16 protein-coding genes are annotated in these 22934 nt (G+C 71.6%); 4 read left to right on the top strand and 12 right to left on the bottom strand.

The features are described 5' to 3' along the window. Position 1: 1 nt before the first annotated feature. On the bottom strand, positions 2-673 hold the full coding sequence (locus AC27IY_RS42505; protein ID WP_344210402.1) for a hypothetical protein: 672 nt from the start codon (positions 671-673) through the stop codon (positions 2-4). A 369-nt stretch (positions 674-1042) separates the two neighbouring features. On the opposite strand from AC27IY_RS42505, the gene AC27IY_RS42500 reads away from it, so the two are divergent. Then, positions 1043-6571, top strand: a complete 5529-nt coding sequence (locus tag AC27IY_RS42500) for an FtsK/SpoIIIE domain-containing protein (RefSeq protein WP_487181493.1) — start codon at positions 1043-1045, stop codon at positions 6569-6571. 395 nt (positions 6572-6966) lie between these two features. On the opposite strand, the gene AC27IY_RS42495 is transcribed toward AC27IY_RS42500, so the two are convergent. Together AC27IY_RS42495 and AC27IY_RS42490 are read right to left on the bottom strand one after the other, a co-directional pair. Next, positions 6967-8352 carry a WXG100 family type VII secretion target gene (locus AC27IY_RS42495; RefSeq protein WP_487181492.1) on the bottom strand — a complete coding sequence of 462 codons (1386 nt, stop codon included), beginning with the start codon at positions 8350-8352 and terminating at the stop codon, positions 6967-6969. 4 nt (positions 8353-8356) lie between these two features. Further along, positions 8357-8743, bottom strand: a complete 387-nt coding sequence (locus tag AC27IY_RS42490) for a hypothetical protein (RefSeq protein WP_364450098.1) — start codon at positions 8741-8743, stop codon at positions 8357-8359. A gap of 94 nt (positions 8744-8837) precedes the next feature. On the opposite strand from AC27IY_RS42490, the gene eccB reads away from it, so the two are divergent. Together eccB and AC27IY_RS42480 are read left to right on the top strand one after the other, a co-directional pair. Next, complete coding sequence (eccB, locus tag AC27IY_RS42485) at positions 8838-10274, top strand: type VII secretion protein EccB (RefSeq protein WP_449947844.1); 1437 nt, start codon at positions 8838-8840, stop codon at positions 10272-10274. Between the two features lie 118 nt (positions 10275-10392). Next, positions 10393-11835 carry an alpha/beta hydrolase gene (locus tag AC27IY_RS42480; RefSeq protein WP_487181491.1) on the top strand — a complete coding sequence of 481 codons (1443 nt, stop codon included), beginning with the start codon at positions 10393-10395 and terminating at the stop codon, positions 11833-11835. A gap of 29 nt (positions 11836-11864) precedes the next feature. Here AC27IY_RS42480 and AC27IY_RS42475 read toward each other — a convergent pair whose 3' ends face one another. The 8 genes from AC27IY_RS42475 to eccD form a co-directional block, all read right to left on the bottom strand. Further along, positions 11865-12614: a WXG100 family type VII secretion target gene (locus tag AC27IY_RS42475; protein ID WP_423474097.1), complete on the bottom strand. Its 750-nt coding sequence runs from the start codon at positions 12612-12614 to the stop codon at positions 11865-11867. Beyond that, on the bottom strand, positions 12611-13702 hold the full coding sequence (locus AC27IY_RS42470; protein WP_423474095.1) for a pentapeptide repeat-containing protein: 1092 nt from the start codon (positions 13700-13702) through the stop codon (positions 12611-12613). The genes AC27IY_RS42475 and AC27IY_RS42470 overlap by 4 nt, the downstream gene beginning before the upstream one ends. After that, the gene (locus tag AC27IY_RS42465) at positions 13699-15051 is read right to left on the bottom strand and encodes a WXG100 family type VII secretion target (protein WP_423474094.1); all 1353 of its coding nucleotides are present in this window, start codon (positions 15049-15051) and stop codon (positions 13699-13701) included. The genes AC27IY_RS42470 and AC27IY_RS42465 overlap by 4 nt, the downstream gene beginning before the upstream one ends. Beyond that, positions 15051-15449, bottom strand: coding sequence for a hypothetical protein (locus AC27IY_RS42460; RefSeq protein ID WP_344210422.1), 399 nt, complete (start codon positions 15447-15449; stop codon positions 15051-15053). Before AC27IY_RS42460 ends, AC27IY_RS42465 begins: the two co-directional genes overlap by 1 nt. Positions 15450-15526: 77 nt before the next feature. Then, on the bottom strand, positions 15527-15835 hold the full coding sequence (locus AC27IY_RS42455) for a WXG100 family type VII secretion target (protein ID WP_344210424.1): 309 nt from the start codon (positions 15833-15835) through the stop codon (positions 15527-15529). 5 nt (positions 15836-15840) lie between these two features. Next, positions 15841-16185 carry a WXG100 family type VII secretion target gene (locus AC27IY_RS42450; protein ID WP_344210426.1) on the bottom strand — a complete coding sequence of 115 codons (345 nt, stop codon included), beginning with the start codon at positions 16183-16185 and terminating at the stop codon, positions 15841-15843. A gap of 232 nt (positions 16186-16417) precedes the next feature. Then, positions 16418-16852 (bottom strand): YbaB/EbfC family DNA-binding protein, encoded by a 435-nt coding sequence (locus AC27IY_RS42445; protein WP_423474093.1) that lies wholly within the window; start codon positions 16850-16852, stop codon positions 16418-16420. A 10-nt stretch (positions 16853-16862) separates the two neighbouring features. Further along, positions 16863-18239: a type VII secretion integral membrane protein EccD gene (eccD, locus tag AC27IY_RS42440; protein ID WP_487181490.1), complete on the bottom strand. Its 1377-nt coding sequence runs from the start codon at positions 18237-18239 to the stop codon at positions 16863-16865. A 283-nt stretch (positions 18240-18522) separates the two neighbouring features. On the opposite strand from eccD, the gene eccCa reads away from it, so the two are divergent. Next, entirely contained in the window at positions 18523-22509 is a 3987-nt protein-coding gene (gene eccCa, locus AC27IY_RS42435) for a type VII secretion protein EccCa (RefSeq protein ID WP_423443368.1), read from the top strand. A gap of 84 nt (positions 22510-22593) precedes the next feature. Here the strand turns inward: eccCa and AC27IY_RS42430 are convergent, their stop codons facing one another. Continuing rightward, positions 22594-22902: a hypothetical protein gene (locus tag AC27IY_RS42430; protein ID WP_487181489.1), complete on the bottom strand. Its 309-nt coding sequence runs from the start codon at positions 22900-22902 to the stop codon at positions 22594-22596. Positions 22903-22934 lie beyond the last annotated feature (32 nt).

Raw genomic sequence — 22934 nt, 5'->3', positions numbered from 1 at the left:
GTCAGCGTGCCCCCGGTAGCTCGGCGACGGCGATCTCGCCGCTGGAGGCGAAACCCACTATTTCCGGTGCGGCCGTTGAATCCACCACCACCGTGATCTGGCCGGAATTTCCGGACCTGGACTTGTCGCCGCCTGCGGAGAAGACGAGCGCATTGGGGGCGAGCACGCGGGTTTGCCCCTGGCTGGTGCGGCTGGGCACGTAAATGACCTGAACGCGGTCTCCCTGCTGAATGCCCGCCGGCATTTGGCCGGGTTTAAGCGCCAATCCGACGGTGGCCTTTCCCTCGCCGAGCTCGGTGCTGGCGCGGACGCCCATGCGGTTGGTCAGCAGGGTGCCCGGGAGGATCGTGACCGTCGCGAAGCTGCGCGTGACCAGCTCGCGCTGCGACCAGCTCACGTAGTCGACGCCCTCGCCGGCGACCTTGACCTCTTCGAGCGCCTCGGGCGGGAACTTCTGACCGGCGCCGACCTGCTGGACGACGCGGATGGCCGAGACGCGGCCGCCGCTGTTGAGCACGAGCAGGGTCGTGGCGAGCGCGCCGCCGAGTATGAGCAGGACGGCGAGCGCGGCCAGGGCCGGCTTGCGTTCTCTGGGGGGCACGGGGAGCTTGCGCGAGGCCGGGCCGGACAACCCCGCCGCCGCGTTGACGGCAGGCTTTTCACTGGTCCTCATGGGTGGGGGGCTCCCAAAGTGAATTAAGGAATCCCCGCCATTATGTGGGGCATGTCGGTGCGGCGTGGCCGGAATGCGAGGACCAATGCTCGTTTCGCAGGTGGCGAGATGTCAAGACGCGGTAATCGATGCCTGATGTTTCTATCCAGTTGACGGAAGGGCATTTTCCCCGTTATGTCAGTCACTTCCGTCACATAAGTCACTCGGCTCGCGTGCGTTTATCCACAGAACCGCGTTCTCATGCCGGTGACGTCAACCGGCGGGTCTAATCTCACGGCGGGCGTTACCTTGGCGCCCGGCAGCCATGCCGTCCGGCGTGCATGCCGTCCGGCGTGCATGCCGTCCGGTGTCGAGCGAGGGGACTCAGCGATGCGGATCATGCTCACCGTGCTCGGCGGGCAGGGCGAGCGCGACGTCGTGATCGACGGCGACGACGACGCCACCGTGGCCGCGATCGGCGCGGCGCTCGGCGACCCCGCGCCCCTGGCGCAGGTCGTCCGGCTGCCCAGGTCCCGCTCCCCCTACGGGCCGGCGTCCGGCGCCGACGCGGTGCGCGTGCCGCCGCCCCGCCGGGCCAACGCCCTGTCCGCCCCGCCCGTCGGGCACGAGCCGGTCGTGTGGCGCGACGGGCGGCCGCTCGACCCGCGCGCCCGTGCCGCGTCCGTGCTGCGCGACGGCGACAAGATCACGCTCGATCCCCGCCTGGCCAGGGCCACGGTGATCGAGGAGCCCGGCGGGGTGGCCGAGGTGCGCGTGGTGGGCGGTCCCGGCGCGGGGGCCGTCCACCGCCTGGGGCTCGGGGCGCACGTCATCGGCGCCGACCCGACGTGCGCGATCGCCGTCGCCGACCCGGCGCTCGCGCCCGAGGCGGTCACCGTACGCGTGACCCCCGACGCGATCACCGTCGAGCGCACCTGGCGGGCCCAGGACGAGGCGCCGAAGATCAAGCTCAAGGGGCGGTGGGCCGACGAGGTGGCCGAACTGACGGCGCGGGTCGCCGAGCGCGAGGCGGCCGAGCACGCCGCCGGTTACACCGAGGTGCCCGAGCTCGACGGCCGGCCGCTCACCGAGCCCGTCTCCTGGCTCGACCAGGCGGTGCTCACCTGCGGCTCGTCGGTGTTCGTGCTGACCGCGGTCGAGCCCAAGGACGCGCACCTCGCGCCGCTCGGCGAGGGCGGCGTGGCCTACAACCGGCCGCCTCGGCTGCGCAGGCCCGAGCCCCAGCGCGCGTTCGTCCGGCCGAAGGAGCCGTCGAGGAGCGAGGGGATGCGGCTGCAGCTGCTGGCCGCGTTCCTGCCGGCCGTGCTGGGCGTGACCCTCGCCCTGGCGCTCCAGGTCTGGTACTACCTGCTCGTCGCCCTCATGACGCCGGTCATCATGATCGGCCAGTGGTGGAGCGACCGCCGCCACGGCAAGAAGCAGCACAAGAAGGCGCTCAAGGAGCACCGCGAGCGGCTCCAGGAATACGACGCCGCCGTCGAGCGCGCCCGCGTGGCCGACGAGGCCGCCCGGCGCGCCGACGCGCCCGACCCCGCCCAGGTGCTGCTCACGGCCACCGGGCCGCGCCGGCGGCTGTGGGAGCGCCGCATCCACGACTCCGACGCGCTGCGGCTCCGGGTCGGCCTCGCCGACCTGCCCGCCGACCTGCAGCTGACGGAGGAGCAGGGCGGGCCGCTCGACCCGCCGCTGTGCCGCTCGGTGCCGGTGGCGCTGCCGATGCGGCGGCTCGGCGTGGCCGGCGTCACCGGCCCGCGCGCCTTCGCCGGCGGCCTGGCGAGCTGGCTCGTCGCCCAGGCCGCCACCCTGCACAGCCCGCGCGACCTCGCCATCGTGCTCATCTCGGCGCACCCCGACGCCGAGCGCCGCTGGGGCTGGCTGCGCTGGCTCCCCCACTGCGGGCCGCGCGGCGGCGAGGAGTGCCTGGCGCTGATCGGCGTCGATCCCGAGTCGGCCGCCCGCCGCGTCGCCGAGCTGGCCGCCCTCATCGACGAGCGCCAGAACACCAAGATCCCCGAGCTGGGCAAGATCCCCACCGGCTGGGACGACCTCGGCGGCACCGGCGCCGACAAACCGGCCTTCTCCTCCTACGACGTACGCCCCTACGACATCCTGGTGATCCTCGACGGCGCCCAGGTGCTGCGCGGCCTGCCCCACATGCCGCAGGTGCTGCGCCAGGGGCCGCGCTCGGGCGTCTACACCCTCGCCATCGACGACGACCAGCGCCTGCTGCCCGAGGAGTGCCAGACGGTGGCCGCGTGCGGCCCCGACGGGCTGGTCCACCTGCGCGGCGGCGGCCTCGACGTCATCGGCCCTGTGCTGGGCGACGCCGTCTCGCCCGCCTGGTGCGACCGCCTGGCACGGGCACTCTCCCCCATCCGCGACGTCAGCCGCGACGCCCCAGGGGGCGACCTGCCCGACGCGGTCCGCCTGCTCGACCTCATGAACCTGCAGAGCCCGTCCGGGCCCGAGCTGGCCGCGCGGTGGCGGGCCCGCGGCTCCACACAGGCGCTCATCGGCGTCGGCCCCGACGGGCCGTTCTCCGTCGACCTCCGGCTCGACGGCCCCCACGGGCTGATCGCCGGCACCACCGGCGCGGGCAAGTCCGAGCTGCTGCAGACGCTGATCTGCGCGCTGGCCGTCGCCAACCGGCCCGACCAGCTCACGTTCGTGCTGATCGACTACAAGGGCGGGGCGGCGTTCAAGGAGTGCGTACGCCTGCCGCACACGGTCGGCATGGTCAGCGACCTCGACGGCCACCTGACGCAGCGGGCGCTCGACTCGCTGGCCGCGGAGATCCGCCGCCGCGAGCGCCTGCTGTTCCAGGCGGGCGCGAAGGACCTCGACGACTACGCCGGGCCCGTCTCCCTGCCGCGGCTGGTGCTGATCATCGACGAGTTCGCCGCGCTGGTGGCCGAACTGCCCGACTTCGTCACCGGGCTGGTCGACATCGCCCGCCGGGGTCGCTCGCTGGGCATTCACCTGATCCTCGCCACGCAGCGGCCCGCCGGGGTGGTGACCGCCGACATCCAGGCCAACACGTCGCTGCGCATCGCGCTGCGGGTCACCGAGCCCGCCGAGTCGTCCGACGTCATCGACCTGCCCGACGCCGCCCAGATCTCCAAGAACACCCCCGGCCGGTGCTACGTGCGCTCGGGGGTGGGGGCGGCGGTCGCCGTACAGACGGCCCGGGTCGGCGGACGCAGCCCCCTGCCCGCCGGGGACGGGGCGCGGGCCGCCGACGTCCGGGTGATCGACGTGGGCTGGCGCGCCCTGGGCCGGGCCCTTCCCCGGGCGCCGCGGTCGGAGGAGGAGTCGACGGTCACGGACCTGACACTGGTGGCCGACGCCCTGATCGAGGCGGCCCGGCTGACCGGCGTCCCACCCCAGCCCAGCCCCTGGCTCGACCCCCTCCCCACCCTGTTCGTCCTCCCCCTGCCCGCCGCTTCCGGCGTGCCCGGTTCCGCCATCGGCGGCGCGCCTTCGTACGACGCCTCCGGGTCGCCGGCGGAGAACGCCGTTGGAGCGCCTACAGGCGACAGCTCCGGGGCATCTGCGCGCAACGCCGCCGGAGCCCCCATGCTTGGCAACGCTGGGGCGTATGCCCGCGACGGCGACGGAGCATCCGCACATGACAGCGTTGGAGCGCCTGGGCGCGATGTCGCTGGAGCATCCGCGCACGACAGTGTCGGAGCGCTCGGGCATGACAGTGCTGGAGCATCCGCACATGACAGTGTCGGGGCGCCTGGGCGCGACGTCGCTGGAGCATCCGCACACGACAGTGTCGGAGCGCCTGGGCGTGACGGTGCTGGGGAGCCTGCGCGGGGTGGTGGCGGGGCATCCGCGTCGGGCGTGTTCGATGGGCCGCCGTTGCAGGCGTCGGGGGTGCCCTTCCGTGGTGATCCGCTTCAGGCGCGGGCCAGGGTGAAAGGCTCCGGGCAGCCGTCGTTCGACAGTTCCGGGCGGCCGGGGAAGGCGAACGTGCATCCGGCGTCCGTGACCGGAGCGCCGCCCGTGTCCCGGCCTGCTCCGACGCCGCCGTCCGGTTTCGGGGGCCCGCCTGCCGCGGACCCCGCCACTCCCCCGACCACCGGCCCTGCCGCCCCGCCGACCAACGATCCCGCCATCCCGTCGGCCACCAGCCCCGACGCCCTGGCAACTCCCAGCCCCTGCATCCCACCAGCCATCGGCCCCGGCATCCCGCCAGCCACCGGCCCCGGCGTCCCGTCAGCCAACGGCCCCGGCATCCCGCCTGCCGCCGACCGTGACGGCTCGTCCCGCATGGGTGCCCGTAGTGGGGAGGAGGACGTGTTCGTCGAAGTGGAGCCGGTGCCGTTCGGGATCACGGACCGTCCGTGGGCGCAGGACAGGAAGCCGTTGACGCTGGATCTGGCGCACGGTGGGCATCTGCTCATCGCGGGTGCCGCGCGGAGTGGCAGGTCCACGGCGTTGCGGACGATCGCCGGCTCCATCGCCGCCCACGCCTCTCCCGCCGATGTCCATCTTCACGCGATCGACTGTGGGTCCGGGGCGCTGCTGCCGCTGGTGGCGATGCCGCATTGCGGCGCGGTGGTGACGCGGGACCAGCTCGATCGGGTCGAACGGCTGCTCAACCGGCTCCGCGCCGAGATCGGCCGCCGTCAGCAGCTCCTGGCCGAGGCGGGCCATGCCTCGCTGGCCGAATACCGGCAGGCCGGGCATCGGCTCCCCTGGCTGGTGTTCATGATGGACCGGTGGGAGGGCTTCGTCGCCGCCTTCGAGAGCTACGACTACGGACGATTGATCGAGGCGCTGCTGCAACTGCTGCGCGAAGGGCCGGCCGTGGGGCTGCGGGCCGTGATCACCAGTGATCGGTCAGGGCTGCTGGGTCAGGTGTCCACCGTGTTCGACGACCGACTGCTGCTCCGTCTGTCCGACTCCGCCGACTACGGGCTCGCCGGGTTCCCGTTGAAGGGGCTGCCCTCTTCGGTGCCGCCGGGTCGGGCCCTGTCCCTCGGGGATCACGGCATCGTCGAGCATCACATCGCGCTGCTTTCCCCCGATCCGGCGGGGCCCGCGCAGGTGGCGGCGTTGCAGGCGCTCGCCCGTGCCGTCCCCGCTCCCGTCCATCTTTCGTACGACTCCGCCGCCGCCGGCACAGGTGCAGGGAGCGGGGCGGGGCACGCGGGCTCGTCGTCCGGAGGGCGGGGTGGGTGGCGTTGGCCGGGGCGGGCGCCGCTGCGGGTGGACGCGCTGCCGATGCGCATCACCGTGGCCGAGACGTTCGACCTGGATCCGTCGTTCAGGCCGCCGTCGCCGCTGTGGGCCCTTGTGGGGGCCGGGGGCGATGCTCTGGCGCCGCTGGGGCTCGATCTGCTCGCCCACGGTCCGGCCGCGGTGATCGCCGGGCCGGCTCGCTCGGGGCGGTCGTCGGCGCTGCTGACGGCGGCCCGATCCTTGATCGAGCGGGGGACGCCGGTCATCGCCGTCACGCCCCGCCGCAGCCCGCTGCGCGGGCTGGACGGGCTGGTGGCGGTGCTGGACGGCAATGCGGGCAACCTGGCTGAGCTTGTCGCCGACCTGCACGATTACGTCGTCCTCGTGGACGATGCCGAGCTCGTCAACGCCGACTCCCCCTTGGGGATGGCTCTGGAGGAGGTGCTGCGGTCGGGGCGGGACGGTGATCACGGGCTGCTCGTCGCGGGCACGACCGGGGATCTGGCCGTCGCCTATCGCGGGTTCGTCGCCGAGGCCCGCAAGTCCCGTACGGGGGTGCTGCTCGCGGTGCAGGGGCAGACGGACGGGGACCTGTTCAACATCCGGTTGCCGCGCGGGACGGTGGGCGGGCCGCCCGGTCGTGGCTTCCTGGTGACGACCGGCACCATCACGCCCATCCAGGCTGCTCTCCCCGACGTCGGCTGACTCGTCCGCAGGAGGGGCGGCGGCCGGTCCGGCGGTCTTCGCGGGAGGGGCGGGTTGGGCAGGTCGTTTCCGTAGGAGGGACAGGTCAATCCGGCTGCTTGCGCGGGGGGACAGCCGGTCCGGCCGTTACCGCAGGAGGCGCGAGTGGAGTCGGCCGTTTCCCTAGGGCGGGCAACTCGATCCGGCTGCTTCCGTAGGAGGGGCGGCGGCCGGTCCGGCGGTTTTTGCGGGAGGGGCGGGTTGAGCAGGTCGTTTCCGTAGGAGGGGCGAGTGAGTTGATCCGGCTGCTTGCGCAGGAGGGGACAGACGGCCCGGCCGTTACCACAGGAGACACGAGTTGAGCCGGCTGCTTCCGTAGGAGGGGCAGCCGGTTCGGTTGTTGACTCAGGAGATGGTCAGCCGATTTGGCTGTTTACCACTGAGTCGGGGTTGGTGCCCCAGACGTCGTCGTCCTCGTGGAGCCAGGTTGTCGACTCCTGTTTCTCGGAGCTCTGCGCCCCGCCGCCCCCGCCACCGGCGCCCATCGGGAGGAAGGGCATGCCGGTGCCGGCGGTGGTGGCGCGGGTGGCGGCGGTCGTGACGGCCGGGTTCGCGCCTGTGAACCCTCCGCCCGTGGCCGTGCCGGGGCCGCTCGCGGTGGTGGCCGGCGGGTACGACGTCGAGGGCATGCTGTACGCGGTGTTGCCCGTGGTGGTGGGGTGGGCGGTGCCGGTGGTCGGGGTCCAGCCGTTGGTGTTCGTGGGGGTGAAGTCCTGGAGGCTGGTGGTGCGGTTGGCGGACGGGTCCTGGTACGCGGCCGGGTTGAACGCCGGGTTCGAGCCGTTCGGCGAGGTGGAGCCGAGGGACGAGGTGTCCGGGTTCTGGAAGGTCGGCGAGCCGGGGTTGCCCGTTCCGGTGCCGTTGTTGCCGTTCGTACCGTTGGGGTCGCCGTTGCCGGACGGGTGGTTGCCGTTCGGATAGGTGCCGTTCGGATTGGTGCCGTTCGGGTTGGCGGCGTTCGGGTCGAAGGCGTTCGGGTTCGTCGGGAAACGGTTGCTGGGGTCCGTTCCCGACGGATCGTAGTTGGTCGGGAAGGTGCCCGGTCCGTACGGGTCGGGGTTGCCGTTCGGGTACGGGCCGCCCTTCGGGTACGTGACCGGCGGCGGGGTGATCTGCGGCCCCGTCGGGTAGTCGATGTCCCTGAGGACCTTCTCCACGGTGTCCGGGATCTTCGCGTGGACGTGCGCCAGGTCGTTGGCGAACGTCTGCAGGTGGAGGCCGGCCAGCTCGTCCTGCGAGCCGAAGTCGTTGTTCGCCTTGTCGCCGTTGTAGACGCCGCTGTAGGTGCTGAAGAGGCCGGCGACGCTGTCGTCCCAGGTGCCCCCGAGCAGCCCGCCCTGGTTCACCCAGGTCCCCAGGACGCCCTTGACGTCGTCGTCGATGAACTCCTGGTGCTTGCGCACCACGGTGGAGAGGGCCTCGACGGGCTCGTGCATCTTCTGGAGCTTGGCGGCCAGCTCGCCCAGCGTCACGTGCAGGACGCCGAGGGCCTTCTGCGCCTCGACGGAGGCCTTGCCGTTCCACACCTTCGCGAGCTGGCCGGCCTGCTCCTCCAGAGCCTTCTGGACGTCCCCGACGGCCTTGTGCGCGTCCTTGTACGCGGTCGCGGCCTGGGCGATGTGCTTGGCGTCGAAGCCCTTGATGAAGGTCACGACCTCCTCGACGCTGCGACCGCCCGTCTCCACGGACCAGTCGCCGCAGCTGGACTTCAGCCAGTGGGTCTTCTTCTTCTCGCCGCCCATGGGCTCAGCCCCCGCCCTCGTTGGCCGCGTTCGTGATCTTGTAGTTGCCCGCGCCCGCGTCCACCAGGGAGATGGCGACGGACATGTTCTTCAGGACTTCCTCGTAGACGTTCAGGAACTCCCGGTGGGCCTGCTCCAGCGTGGTGGCGAGGGACTCGCCGGCCTGCCATCGGCTGATGCTGCGCAGATGGTCGCTCTCGGCCTTGAGCGAGCCGTTGAAGCTGAGATCCTGGATGGAACCCGGGTATTCGCCGTAGGTGCCTCCGCCGATGGGCTTCATGGCTTCGCGCAGCGCCTCGGCGATGCTGGCGATCTTCTTGGCGTCGTACGTGACGCCGTCACGCTCGGCTTCCAGGCCGGGCCAGTTCTTGGGCGGTTGTGTTTCTCCCACGAGACCTCCCCCTCGGCACTCGATCAAGCACCTTACTTGAATGTTCCTTTTCCGTACAGAAGACTCAGTGTCAACATGCGTAACATGATGCGCTATGCAGACGCAGAAAGATCTTTATCAGGCGCATCGCCTTATGACGCAGCGCCTGGGTCTCGCGTTGCTGCAGGGGGAGCCGGACGTCCCCGAGTCGCCCATGCGCCGGCAGAACGTCGCCACGTTCGCGGGCATCCTGATCTCGGTGCTGGTCGTGGCCGCGTTCGGGATCTGGGGGCTGCTCAAGCCGGGCAACGCCACCAAGCTCACCGAGCCGGGGCAGCTCCTGATCGAGGAGGAGACCGGCGCCTCCTACGTCTACAACCAGCAGTCGGGCAAGCTCCAGCCGGTCGCCAACTACGTCTCGGCGCGGCTCCTGCTCGACACCGACGACGTCAAGGTGCGGACGGTCTCCACCGACTCGCTGGCCGGGTTCGCGCGCGGGCAGAAGGTGGGCATCCAGGGCGCGCCGGACTCGCTGCCGAAGCGTGAGCGGCTGGTCAAGGCCCCCTGGTCGGCGTGCGTGGTCGAGGGCTCGGACGCCTCGGGGGTGCGCAAGCCGTTCGTGACGCTCGTGGGCGGCATGGACGTCGGCGGCACGCCCGTCGGCGGCGAGGCGATGGTCGTCAACGACGGGCAGCAGAGCTGGGTGCTCTGGGCCAACCAGCGCATGCGCGTGACGAACGTGGACCGCCTCACCGACCAGACGCCCCGCCGCGTCCCGGCGTCGTGGATCAACGCGATCCCGGCCGGCGTCGACTTCGCCGCCCCGGCGATCCCGCAGCGGGGCAAGAAGGTGGCCGGGCCGGGCGGCAGGGCGTCCAGGGTCGGGCAGGTCTACAAGGTGGCGTCGGTGGCGGGCGCGAGCGAGCGCTGGTACGTGCTCCTCGCCGACGGGCTGGCGCCGATCAAGCACACGCAGGCGATGATGCTGCTCCTGGACCCGGCCAGCAAGACCGCGTACGGCCGGCAGCCGGTGCGCGAGACGGCGATCGACGCGGCGAGCGCCAACGCGGCCAAGGCGTCGGCGCACCAGATGGTCAACGGCGGGCTGCCGGACACGATGCCGCGCTTCCGCTCGCCGGGCGTCTCCGCCCCGCTCTGCGCGGTCTACCGCGACACCCAGAAGGGCTCGGCGCGGGCCGTGCTGACCACGGGCGGCGCCATGCGCATCCCGACGCCGGGCGCGAGCGCCGGCGCGGAGAAGGTGGACCAGGTGCTGCTCCCGGCGGGCAGCGCGGTGCTGGCCGGGACCCTGCCGGGCGACGGGCAGCTCGCGGCGGTCCAGCAGTACTCCCTGATCACCGAGCAGGGCCGCAGGTATCCGCTGGTGTCGGCGGACCTGGTGACCAAGCTGGGGTACGACGCCGCGGACGTCGCGCCGGTGCCCGCCCACCTGCTGCGGCTGATCCCCGACGGGCCCGCGCTGGACCCGGCGGCGGCCAGGACGCCGGTGCAGGAGGTGCAGGGCATCCAGCCGCAGACGCCCGCCCAGTGACGGCGGGCGGTCCCTGACCGGACGGGACGGTCAGGGGCCGTGGTTATGGCGAGGTTACGCGGGTGGCCGCATGATCCTGTGGCGTTGCCCGCCCGTGCTTCGCCGACCGAAGGATCACATGAAGAACCACCTCGTGCTCGCGGCCGTCTCGTCCCTGGTCATCAGCCTGCCCCCAGGAGCCGCCGCCGCTGCCGCCGCGCCGCGGACCATCGCCTGGGCGCCGTGCCCCGAGGACACGACCGCCGAGTGCGGCACGCTGAAGGTGCCCATCGACTGGGACAACCCCGGCGGCGCCGCCATCGACCTGGCGGTGGCCCGCCGCAAGGCCACGGGACCGGCCTCCCGGATCGGCTCGCTGGTCGTCAACCCCGGCGGGCCGGGCGCCTCCGGCGTCGACTTCGTGGTGCACGGCAGCGGCTACTTCAGTTCCAAGCTGCGCGGCCGCTTCGACCTCGTCGGGTTCGACCCGCGCGGGGTGGGCCGCAGCCACCCGGTGAAGTGCTCGGCGGCGCTGGTGCGCGAACGTCCGCACCCGCTCATCGGCAGCCAGGCGGACATGGACGCCTGGGTGTCGTACAACCGGCGGCTGCGGGAGGACTGCCGGGCCCGCACCGGGCCGCTGTACGACCGCGTGAGCTCGCTCGACGTGGCGCGCGACGTGGAGGCGCTGCGGGCCGCGCTGGGCGACGACAAGCTCACCTACTACGGCGTCTCGCACGGCACGCTCATCGGCCAGGCGTACGCCGAGCGCTTCCCCGGCAGGGTCAGGGCGCTCGCGCTCGACTCGAACTTCGACCACAGCGTGGACACCGCGGCCTACCTGAGCACCGCGGCCGCGCAGACGGCGGGGGCGTTCGACCAGTTCGTGGCCTGGTGCGAGGCGACGCCGTCGTGCGCGCTGAACGGGAAGGACGTCCGGGGGTTCTGGAAGGGGCTGCTGGAGCGGGCCGACCGCGGTGAGCTGCACGAGCCGGGCGTGCCGGACGCGCCTCTGGGCGCGTACGAACTGGTGAACACGGCTTTCGCCGGCCTCTACAACCCCAACTGGGCGGAGCTCGCCGAGCTGCTGGCGGCCATCGACGGCGGCGGCCCGCAGCCGGCGGCGAGCGCCGCGAGGGACGAGGAGGAGGTGCCGGTCAGCACGCCCGTGTTCTGCCAGGACTTCCACCTGCCGGTCGCCGACCACGCCGAGTACGCCTCGCTCCTGCGCCGGCAGGCCGGGCAGGCCGGGGACATGAGGTACAGCCCGCCCGCACTGGGCCGGATCGCCGGATGCCTGGGACAGCCCACGCCCGTGCCCAACCCGCAGCACCGGCTGCGCGTGGACACCGCCGCGCCGATCCTGCTGGCCTCCTCGCTGCACGACCCCGCCACCGGCTACCAGTGGACGCTCAGCACGGCCAGGCAGATCGGCGCCGCGGCCCGCGTGCTCACGTACGAGGGCTCGGGGCACACCGTGTACGGCCGGAGCGCGTGCACCGCCGGCGCGATCGACCGCTATCTGATCGCGCGGTCGGTCCCGGCCGGCGGGGTGCGCTGCCCGGAGGTGCGGCCCTCCTGACCGGCGACGCCAGGAGGGAGGCCACCGCCCTACGCCTTCATGGACTTGTCCATCTTCGGCATCAGCGAGCCGGCGTCCTCGTTGTACTCCAGCCCGCCCTGGCTGAACGGCGGCCCTCCGCCGTTCTGCATGGTGGCCATCTCGGTCGGGATGGCCTTGAGGCTGGGGAAGACCTTGCCGGCCATCTCGCTCGCCTGGATGGCGGTATACAGGGCGTAGGTGAGACCGCCCGCCACCAGGATCTGCTTGCCGAGGACCTTCTTGATCGCGGTCAGCGTGATCTTGCCGAACGCGGCGGCCACGCCCTCGGAGAAGGCGGCCGTGAGCGGGCTGGCCTTCGAGGCCACCTTGTAGACGGCGAGCCCGGCCATGGAGAGCGCGATGGCGTTGCAGAGGTAGGTGCACACCTTGTAGAAGCCCGCCGTCGAGTCGACGCCGTCGCCCGTGGCGTTGCGGACCTCCTTGAGCTGTTTGAGCGAGTCCTTGTAGCTCGTGTGCACGGCCTCGAAGGACTTGAACGCCTCGCCCTCCCACGTGCCGTCGTTCTGGAGCTGGGTCTTCAGGCCGGCGAGCTCGGTGTCCAGCTTGTCCAGTTCCTCGACCTCGCCGTTGTGGTCGGACGTGCGCCAGTTCTTGGCCGCGGTCTCCATGCCCTCCGGGTCCGAGACCAGGGTGCCGATGGCGCTGGCGACGTAGAAGGCCCAGGGCTGGCCGATGAAGAAGGCCGAGCCCAGGGCGGTGCTCGCGGCGAACATCGACATCTCTTTGTAGATGCTCACAACAGATCGTCCTCCTGGCCGAGCACCGGTGGCGCGATGTCCTCGTCACCGCCCCAGACACCCTCGTCCTCGCCGAGGCCGACAATCTTGTCGCGGTCGCGTTCCTGGTTCGCGTTCCCCGCGCCGCTCATCGGCATCATCGGCATCATGGGCATGCCGGACGCGCCTGCCGTGGCGCCGCGCAGCCCGGCGGCGGCCGCGTTGCCGGGTACGGCGCCGAGGCCCCCGCCGACGCCGGTGCCGGGAACCGTGCTGGTGACGGGCACTCCGAGGGTATTGGGGACGCCCGTCCGGGTGCCGGGCCCGTTGACGCTGGGGTCGAACCCGGGCACCTGCGGCGTGGGCGTGGCCGTGGGCTTGAACGACGACAGGTCGGTCTTGTTCGGGTTCAGCGCGGCGTCGAGGTCGGGGACACGGGTGTCGGCCGGGTCCATACCTGGCAGGTTCGTCTTCGGCAGGTCCGTGCCGGGGAGGTTCGCGCCGGGCGTGTTGGTGCCGGGCAGGTTGGCGTTCGGCAGGTCCGTGCCGGGGACGTTCGTGTTCGGGAGGTTGCCGTCAGGGACGTCGGTGTTGGGGAGGTCCGTGTTCGGCAGGTTCGTGTTGGGGAGATTCGTGTTCGGCAGATCGGTGTTCGGGAGGTTCGTCTTCGGCAGGTCCGCGTTGGGCAGGTTGGTGCTGGGCAGCTTGGTGTTCGGGAGACCGCCGTTCGGCAGGCCCCCGCCCGGGAGGGTTGTCTTCGGCAGGTTGTTGGGATCGCCGCTGGCGTCGTCCGCCTTGGTGTAGTTCTTGTCGGCCGCGCGCAGGGCGGGATCCCAGCTCTCCAGCGCCTCCTTGGCCCTCGCCAGCGCCTCGCGCTGGCTCTGGATGGCCTTCTCGTGCACGTTCTGCACGCCCCAGCCGAGCACCCCGAAGTGCGGCCAGGGCACGGGCAGGTTGGCGGACCGCCCGTCCACCTGGCCGATCAGCTTGGCCTGGTCGGTGATCTTCCCGCCGGCCCTGGCCAGCTCGTCCTTCGTGAAGGAGATCTGCGACGACGGCTTGCCGTCGGGGGTGAGGCTCGGCATGCCCGGGATGTAGGGGTTGCTCATCCGATCACGGGATCCGTGGTGTCATGCGCCGTCGTCCAGCAGTTCGGGTCCTCGGACAGGAACGTGCTCCGCTCCAGGTCGTTGCCCTCGCCTCCGCCGGCGCCGCCTCCCGTGAGCGGCATGAGCGGCATCCCGCCCGCCGCCCCGCCCGCGCCGCGCAGACCGGCCGCCGCCATGGGCGACTGCCCGGCGATGAGGCCCGGCGAGCCGATCACGGAGGGGACGCCGCCCGGCGTGATGCCTCCCGGCGTGTAGCCGATGCTCGGCGGCGGGGTGATCGTGGTGACGGCCCCGGGCGTGGTGCCGGTGAACGACGGGGTGAGGGTGGTCGGGTTCAGCGTGGGGGTGGCCTGCGGCTGGAAGCTGGCCATGTCGGTGCGGCGCGGGTCCGTCACCGAGCTGCCGTCGGTGCTCGTGCGGTCCTCGTTGCCGATGACCGGGGGGACGGTGCCGTCGCCGGGGTTCGTGCCGGGGTTGGTCCCGGGGTTCGTGCCGGGGTTCTGGCTCTGGCCCGGGTTCGAGCCGTTGGGGTCCGATCCGTTCGGGTTCGAGCCGTTGGGATCAGAGCCGTTCGGGTCCGAACCGTTGGGGTTCGAGCCGTTCGGGTTGGACCCGTTCGGGTTGGAGCCGTTGGGGTTCGAGCCGTTGGGGTTGGAGCCGTTCGGGTCGGTGCCGCCGGGGTTGGTGCCGCCGGGGTTGGTGCTCGTGGAGCCGGAGCCGAAGGAGCCCGAGCCGTTGGAGCCGCCGTTGCCGGACCCGAGGGTGGGGCCGTTCGACCCCGATCCGGTCGGATAGTTCACGGTCTGCGGATTGATCGGCGACTGGAGCGTCACAGTCGGCAGCTCGTACGAGACGTCGTGCGGCACCTGGATGTTGTAGAGGTTGACGATCTCCTGGTTGAGCTCGTGCAACGCCTTCTGGGCCTGCAACGTCTCCGCCCGTTCCACCTCCAGGGCGGTCTTGGTGACCCGGTCCGTGAGCACCGGCTCGTTGACCTTGCTCTTGGTCTCCGTGAGGCGTTCGGCGTAGTTCTGCAGGGCCCCGCCCATGAGGCTGAGCTTGGTCGACAGCTCGCGGCCCGAGGCGTGCAGCATCTCCAGCGCGTGGCGGGCCTTGGCGGCGTCCGGCCCCTTCCAGACGGCAGCGATCTTGGCGGCGTGCTCCTCCAGGGAGCTGACCGCCGCGTCGACCTTGGTGGAGGCGTTCATGTACGTCTGGCCCGCGCCCGTGATCGTGCCCGGGTCGGTGTTGCCGAGCAGCTGTTTGATCTGGTCGCCGGTCTGGCTGGGCTTCTCGCCCTGCGGCATCCTCTCGAAGGAGAGGATGACGACGACCTCCCGCTTACTCATCAGGCGTCACCCTCGTTCCCCCTGCGGGCGCGGTCCAGGTTCTCGGCGCTGAGCTCGACGGCCTCGACCACGCTCTGGTACGCGTCGATGAACTTCTGGTAGACCTCGGCGAACTTCGCGCCCGCGTTGTTGGACCCCACGGTCGCCGCGAGGGCGAGGGCGTCGTTCCACTGCCCGATCTGCGCCGCGCCGAGCTCGTTGCCGGTGGACATCTGGTTGATGTTGCCGTTCGGCCGCCCGCCGTTGCCCAGCATGGCCTCGTAAGCGGTCCGCAGCTCCTGCGCGACCGCCCGGATCGCCTGCGGGGAGTTCTCCCGCGCCTCCCCATCGCCGTCGAAGAGACTCTTGTCGACGGCCAGAGGGTCGGGACCGCCCTCCATCGCGTCTTTCTGCGTCATGCCTCACCCTCAAACGACAGAGCTCTCGGCCACCGCGCGGCAGGCCGGGCGATGGCCGAGGAGAAGAACGAGCCGGGCTAGTCCGTCCAGATGCTGATGTTGCGCTGCTCAGCGGCCTGGTAGTTGCCCTTGGCGACGTCGACGGCGTTGGCGGCCTTGAACAGCTGCTCGCCCATCGCCTTCTCGTGCGCGTTCCACTCCGCGCGCTTCGTGTCGAAGTAGTTCTGGGCCTCGCCCTCCCAGTTCGAGCCGAGGGTGTTCTTGATGTCGGCGTAGAGGTCGTCGGTGACCCGGTCGAGCTCCGTGACGACCTTCTTGAGCTCTTCGTAGGCCGACCCGAGGGAGCCGAAGTTGACGTAGGTGTAGTCGTCAGGCTGGACGGACATCAGGGTCAGCTCCCGTTGTTGGCGTTGATGAGAGAGTCGATGCGGCCGCCGGAACCGGCGGAGGCGAAGCCGCCGACGATGTCCATGTTCTGGTCGGCGGCGTTGCGGTAGACGCCGGCGCCGATGTTCAGCTTGTCGTAGATGCCTTCAAGGATCTTGATGACGCCCTTGAACTCGACGTCCCACTGGTCCATGGCCTCGCTGAACTTCTTGTAGGCGCCGCCCTGCCACTGGAGACCGGCCTTGATCTCCACCACTCTCTGGCGCATGCCCTCGATGTACTGCGCGGTGTCCTGGCAATAGCCCGCCGCCGTCGTCAGCTGAGTCGGGCTGGCCCCGTACAGTGACACTGGACCTCCAAAGGTCGTCCTGCTTCGTCAGTCGCGGCGAGCGGTCTCCCCCGTGAGGACGGCCTACCACCGCAGACAACATCAAGTGGCATGTTAGTCACCATCCGCCCCTCAAATCCCAGAAATATCGAATAACGGATTGATCGCACGAAGGCGGCCTTCTGGTGAATCCGCTGGTAGATGCCGTAATATGCCCTGACTTCCGGGAAAAGATCTCTGTCGGTGACGGGCGTCAAAGTTCCAGCCGCCGCCGGATGCGGTCGAGCTCGCCCATCACGTCGGTGAAGGCCCGGTCGTAGATCTCCTCCGCCTGCTTGACGTCGTCCAGCATGGCCTCCGGGCTCTTCGCCAGGTCGACGTCCTGGCCGAGGATGTCGGTCATCATGGCGGCGAACGCGCGCTGGTAGTCGGCGGTGGCCTCGGCCAGCGTGGTCTTGATCAGCTCGGCCAGCTCGCCCGAGGACAGCCGCATGGCCTTCGGGTGCAGCTCCAGCAGCTGGACGCCGTTCTGGCCGTGCTCAACCTTGACGAAGCCGTTCTCGTCCTCGGCGCGGCCCACGCACTCGCCCACGCTCTCCTGAAACTTCTCCAGGCGGCCGAGCTGGTCGTCGATGCCCTTCATCAGCTTGTCGACGTCGATCTTGGCGAAGTCCCCGAACTCCTGCATACCTGCCTCCTCAGCCGGACAGCCCGCGTACCCACGTGTAGACCTCAAGGACGCCCAGCGCGAGCGGGAAGAGCTGGACGATCAGCGCGACGTCCAGGATGTCGGCCGCGCGGCCCCAGAACGGCGACGGCTTGCCCGTCGCCAGCCACATCCCGATGCCGACGGTCATCAGCGCCAGCCACAGGATCCCGATGGCCACGGCCAGCGAGCCCACGATCCCGCCCTGGCCGAACAGCGAGACCGCCAGCACGGCGAACCCCGTCAGCCCGACCCCGATCAGCCACAGGCGCTGGCCGCGGCCGCGGAACACCCGGGCCCGCATGATCAGCGTGAGCGACAGCGAGACCGTCATGACGTCGGCCACCCAGCCGTCGGCCAGCACCAGCAGCACCAGCGTCACCAGCGCGCAGATGCCGATCATCGCGATCATGCCGGTGGCGTAGCCCTGCGCGACCCTGGTCCGCTCCTGGATCGCGCCCGCGTCCAGGCGCTGGTTGTCGTTGCGCAGCTCCTCGGCGGTGGTCGGCATCGCCGGCAGCGGCACCTTGGCCAGCCGGAACGACAGCGTCGGCACCAGCGGGCTGAGCGCCAGCAGCAGGGCGATGGCCAGGGCGGCCACGCCCGCGGGCGGCGGCGACCACACCATGATCACGGCCGCGCAGACGCCGCCCACGGTGGCCGCGCCGGCCGTGCCGAGGAATCCGGGCACGCCGTCGGAGATGAGCGCGCCGGCGATCCCGGCCACCAGCGCGGTGGTGGCCAGCGCGGCGAGGAAGTGGGGCGCGCCGAAGCCGGCGGCGGTGCCGGGCGCGAACAGGCCCGCGACGAACCCGTACGGCAGCGCCGCGTGCCCGACCAGCGCGCCGGCCAGCGAGTCGCCGACCGCGCGGGACAGCAGCGTGCCGGTCACGACCAGCAGCAGCGCCAGCAGCCCCGCGACGATCGTGACGGTCAGCGCCGGCATGCCGGACACCGTCAGGCCAGCCGAGCCCAGCGCGAGCAGGGCGGCGGCGCCGCTCGCGCCCACGGCCCTGGTGTGCCTGGCGCTCCACGCGCCGCGGCCCTCGCGCACGCCGCTCGCGACCACGTCGGCGACGTCGTCGTACAGGGCGGGCGGCAGGATCGCCTCACGCGGACGCAGATAGAGGATCTCGCCGTCGAGCACGCCGAGCGAGCCGAGGCTCTGGCCAAGGTCGAGCGGCTGGCCGCCGAGCCGCTGCAGGGTCCAGCCGGGCGCGGCCGCGGCCTCGCCGCCCACCTCGCCCAGCGCGCGCAGCAGGCCGGGCAGCACGTTCGGCAGCGGGATGTCGGCGGGCAGCGCCAGGTCGGCCTTGCGGCGCGGCCCGACGATCGTGATGTGGCACTGCGCGGGCAGCGGCACCGGCACCTGGGCCAGCGCGCCCTGCTGGAAGGGCCCCTGGGGCGGCCCCGGAGGCCCGAAGGGTCCCGGTGGCCCGAAAGGCCCCGGAGGTCCCGGCGGACCGGGCGGCCCTGGCGGGCCTGGCGGGAATGCGGGCGGCCCGCCGCCGTAGCCGGGTGGCGGCCCCTGAACCGGGGGCGGTGGACCGGGCGGAGGCCCCTGAACGATCTGTCCCACTCTCAACTCCGTCCCCACCAATGGTCACGGACAACAGAGAACATATCGGGTCTCTTCTGATAAGAACGTCTCGATGAGCATCGTCGTCGTACGTCGCCCTGAACGCCGCCCCGGCCCCAAACCCCCGCGCGGCGAAGTCCTGCTCGAGTCTCCGCCGGAGATTCCCGAGGTCCAGCCGCAGGGTTTCACCGCCGTCCTCACCTACCTCCCCATGGTGGCGGGCGCGGCGGCGATGGCCCTCATGTTCACGGCCTACGGCAACGCCAACCCGATCATGTACGTCGCCAGCGGCCTGTTCGCGCTGTCCATGGTCGGCATGAGCATCGGCCAGATCGGCCGCCAGGCGGGCGAGCGCAAATACCGGCTGAACGGCGCCCGCCGCGACTACTTCCGCTATCTGAGCCAGGTGCGCAAGCGGACCAGGCGCGCGGCCAAGCAGCAGCGCGAGGCCCTGGAGTGGAGCGGCCCCGAGCCGGACGCGCTGTGGTGGATCGCCATGAGCCCGCGCCTGTGGGAGCGGCGACCGCGGGACGACGACTTCGCCACCGTACGCCTCGGCACCGGCGTCCAGAAGCTCGCCATCCAGCTCATCCCCCCGGACTCCAAGCCCGTCGAGGACCTGGACGCGCTGGCGGCCGGCGCGCTGCGCCGCTTCATCAGGGCGCACTCCACGGTCGCCGGGCTGCCGGTCGCGGTGGCGCTGGGCTCGTTCGCCAGGATCAGGATGACCGGCGACCCCGAGACCGTACGCGACCTGGTGCGGGCCATGATCTCCCAGCTCACCGTGTTCCACTCGCCGGACGACATGCGGATCATGGTGTGCGCGGGCGCCGAGTGGATGCCGTACTGGGAGTGGGTCAAGTGGCTGCCCCACGCGCTGCACCCGGAGGAGATGGACGCCGCCGGCCAGGTGCGGCTGATGACGGAGAACATGAGCGAGCTGGACCGGCTGGTCGGCGACGAGCTCAGGGAACGCGCCCGGTTCCGGCCCGGCGCGGCGGCCGACTCGCTGCCGTACCACGTGCTCATCGTGGACAACGGGCACGTGCCGCAGGACTCCCAGCTCGGCAGCGACGCCATCCAGGGCGTGACCGTGATCGACCTGTCCGGCTCGACCGGCGAGGTGGAGGAGAGCAGCACGCTGCGGCTGGACGTGCACGCCGACGGCTTCCACATGGTCAAGATCGACCACGCGGGCAAGGAGCACCGCACCCGGCTCGGCGACCCCGACCGGCTCGACTTCCTGCGGGCCGAGGGCCTGGCCAGGCAGCTCGCGCCGCTCCGCACCTCGATCGGCTCCGGCGGCGGCGGCGAGGTCGAGGACGTGCTGGCGGCCAACACCACGCTGACCGACCTGCTGGGCGTCGGCGACCCGTCCCTCGTGGACCCGGCGATCGTCTGGCGTCCCCGCGCGGGCCGCAACCGGCTGCGCGTCCCCATCGGGCTCGGCGCCGACGGCCGGGTCGTGGAGCTGGACATCAAGGAGTCCGCGCAGGGCGGCATGGGCCCGCACGGGCTGGTGATCGGAGCCACCGGCTCCGGCAAGTCGGAGCTGCTGCGCACGCTCGTGCTGGGCCTCGCGGTCACGCACTCCTCGGAGATACTCAACTTCGTCCTGGTGGACTTCAAGGGCGGCGCGACCTTCCTCGGGCTGGAGTCGCTCTCCCACGTCTCGGCGGTCATCACCAACCTGGAGGACGAGCTCCCGCTGGTGGACCGCATGTACGACGCCCTGCACGGCGAGATGGTGCGCCGCCAGGAGCTGCTGCGCGCGGCCGGCAACTACGCCTCGCTCCGCGACTACGAGCGCGCCCGCGAACAGGGAGCCGAGCTCGCGCCGCTGCCCACCCTCTTCGTGGTGCTGGACGAGTTCAGCGAGCTGCTGTCGGCCAAGCCGGAGTTCATCGAGCTGTTCGTGATGATCGGCCGGCTCGGCCGCTCGCTGGGCGTGCACCTGCTGCTGGCCTCGCAGCGCCTGGAGGAGGGGCGGCTGCGCGGCCTGGACACGCACCTCTCCTACCGGATCGGCCTGCGGACCTTCTCGGCGATGGAGAGCCGGGTCGTGCTCGGCGTCGCCGACGCCTACGAGCTGCCCTCCGCGCCGGGCAACGGCTACCTCAAGTTCGACACCACGGGCATGACCAGGTTCAAGGCCGCCTACGTCTCCGGCTCCTACCAGTCGGACAGCCGCCGGCCCGGCTCCAGCGACGGCAACACGATCCTGCGCCAGGTCGTCGAGTACGGCTCCGGCTACGTGCCGCTCCCCGTCGTGCCGCAGCCGGTCGAGGAGGCCCCGTCCACCGAGGTGGACGAGCGCGGCCCGCAGGCCAGCCTGCTCGACATCGTGGTGCAGCGCCTGGCCGGGCACGGACCGGCGGCCCACCGCATCTGGCTGCCGCCGCTCGGCGAGCCGCCCACGCTGGCGCACCTGCTGCCGCCGCTGTCGGTCACGCCGGAGCTCGGCCTGTCCACGCCCGGCTGGCAGGGCCGGGGCAAGCTGCACGCCGTCGTCGGGATCATCGACAAGCCGTTCGAGCAGCGGCGGGATCCGTACTGGCTGGATCTGTCCGGCGCGGCCGGGCACGTCGGCGTGGCCGGCGGACCGCAGAGCGGCAAGAGCAACGTGCTGCGTACGCTCATCACCGGCATGGCGCTCACCCACACGCCGCGCGAGGTCCAGTTCTACTGCCTCGACTTCGGCGGCGGCGGCCTGGGCGCGCTGGCCGGGCTGCCGCACGTGGGCGGCGTCGCCACCCGCCTCGACGCCGAGCGGGTGCGCCGCACCGTGGCCGAGATCGTGACCATCATGCGCCAGCGCGAGCGCGCCTTCGCCGACCGCGGCATCGACTCCATCGCCACCTACCGGCGGATGGTCGCCGACGGCAGCGCCGACAGCGACGGCTTCGGCGACGTGTTCCTCGTCGTGGACGGCTGGCTGACCATCCGGCAGGAGTTCGAGAACCTGGAGGCCGTCATCACCGACCTGGCCGCCCGCGGCCTCGGGTACGGCATCCACGTGGTGGCGGCCACCAACAAGTGGTCGGAGTTCCGGCCGAGCATCAGGGACCTGTTCGGCACCAGGATCGAGTTCAAGCTCGGTGACGCGTACGAGTCGGAGATCAGCAGGAAGGCGTCGCTCGCGGTGCCGGACGGCGTGCCGGGGCGCGGCCTGACCAAGGAAGGCATGCACTTCCTCGCCGCCCTGCCGCGCATCGACGGCCAGCGCGGCTCCGAGGACGCCTCCGACGCCATGCGCGCGCTCGTGGACGTCGTACGGCAGTCGTGGCAGGGCCCCGGGGCGCCGCCGGTGCGGCTGCTGCCCTCGCTGCTGCCCGTCGCCGACCTGCCGGGGCCCGAGCAGACGGGGCCGGGCCGGATCGCGATCGGCATCGACGAGGACAGCCTCGCGCCGGTCTCGCTCGACTTCGACAACGACCCGCACTTCGTCGTGTTCGGCGACAACGAGTGCGGCAAGTCGAACGTGCTGCGGCTCGTCATGGAGGGCCTGGTCGCGCGGAAGACGCCGAGCGAGGCGATGATGATCGTGATCGACTACCGGCGCTCGCTGCTGGACACGGCGGTGACCGACCACCGCATCGGCTACGCCGCCTCCAGCACGGCCGCCGCCGAGCTGATCCAGGACGCCCGCTCGGCGCTGCTCAAGCGGCTGCCGCCGGCGGACCTGACGCCCGAGCAACTGCGTTCGCGGAGCTGGTGGCAGGGCTCGGACCTGTACATCGTGGTGGACGACTACGACCTCGTGGCCACCTCCAGCAACCCGCTCGCGCCGCTCGCCGACCTGCTGCCGCAGGCCCGCGACATCGGTCTGCACCTGGTGCTGGCCCGGCAGGCCGGCGGCGCCAGCAGGGCCATGTTCGACCAGGCCGTGCAGCGCATGAAGGAGATGGCCAGCCCCGCGCTGATCATGTCGGGCAACCGCGAGGAGGGTCCGCTCTTCGGCAACATCCGGCCGACGCCGCTGCCCACCGGGCGTGGCTACTACGTCGACCGCCGGCAGGGGGCGCGCCTGATCCAGACGGCGTACATGGGAGAGGCGTGACGTCCTGAGGAAACAGCGGGTTACGCGAATGTGAATGGCATTCGCATATTGTCTCCCAACAGGGCGAATGGCCATTTATGCGGGTTAATGCGGTGATACAAAGATCATCGTGTCGACCGATCCGTCCACCGCCGCCCCTTCGGCGACGCCGTCAGGGAGCCCGCAGCCCAGCCTCACACCGTCCGCGGTCCCGTCCCCGAGCACGTCGGCGGTCCCGTCCCCGAGCACGTCGCTGAGCCCTTCCGCGTCACCGAGCCCTTCCGCGTCACCGACGCCGACGGTCACCAGCCCGTGCCCGCACACCCCCACGTGCCCGCCCCCGGTCTGCCTGCCCCCGTCGCTGCGCCCCGTCGCGTCCCCGTCCGCCTCGCCCTCGGCGAAACCGCCGGGCAAGCAGGACACCGCGCCCGACAAGTCGAACCTCC

The organism is Nonomuraea sp. B208 (genome assembly GCF_057536035.1).
Note: the sequence above shows the minus strand (reverse complement) of the source record. Positions and strands in the feature narration are given on the sequence as shown.

Bases quoted from the DNA above. Each gene is read 5' to 3' on its own strand.
- AC27IY_RS42455 (WP_344210424.1), bottom strand. From the start codon at position 15,835: ATGTCCGTCCAGCCTGACGACTACACCTACGTCAACTTCGGCTCCCTC.
- AC27IY_RS42445 (WP_423474093.1), bottom strand. From the start codon at position 16,852: ATGCAGGAGTTCGGGGACTTCGCCAAGATCGACGTCGACAAGCTGATG.
- AC27IY_RS42460 (WP_344210422.1), bottom strand. From the start codon at position 15,449: ATGACGCAGAAAGACGCGATGGAGGGCGGTCCCGACCCTCTGGCCGTC.
- AC27IY_RS42500 (WP_487181493.1), top strand. From the start codon at position 1,043: ATGCGGATCATGCTCACCGTGCTCGGCGGGCAGGGCGAGCGCGACGTC.
- AC27IY_RS42505 (WP_344210402.1), bottom strand. From the start codon at position 673: ATGAGGACCAGTGAAAAGCCTGCCGTCAACGCGGCGGCGGGGTTGTCC.
- AC27IY_RS42465 (WP_423474094.1), bottom strand. From the start codon at position 15,051: ATGAGTAAGCGGGAGGTCGTCGTCATCCTCTCCTTCGAGAGGATGCCG.
- eccCa (WP_423443368.1), top strand. From the start codon at position 18,523: ATGAGCATCGTCGTCGTACGTCGCCCTGAACGCCGCCCCGGCCCCAAA.
- AC27IY_RS42495 (WP_487181492.1), bottom strand. From the start codon at position 8,352: ATGGGCGGCGAGAAGAAGAAGACCCACTGGCTGAAGTCCAGCTGCGGC.
- AC27IY_RS42470 (WP_423474095.1), bottom strand. From the start codon at position 13,702: ATGAGCAACCCCTACATCCCGGGCATGCCGAGCCTCACCCCCGACGGC.
- AC27IY_RS42480 (WP_487181491.1), top strand. From the start codon at position 10,393: ATGAAGAACCACCTCGTGCTCGCGGCCGTCTCGTCCCTGGTCATCAGC.
- eccB (WP_449947844.1), top strand. From the start codon at position 8,838: ATGCAGACGCAGAAAGATCTTTATCAGGCGCATCGCCTTATGACGCAG.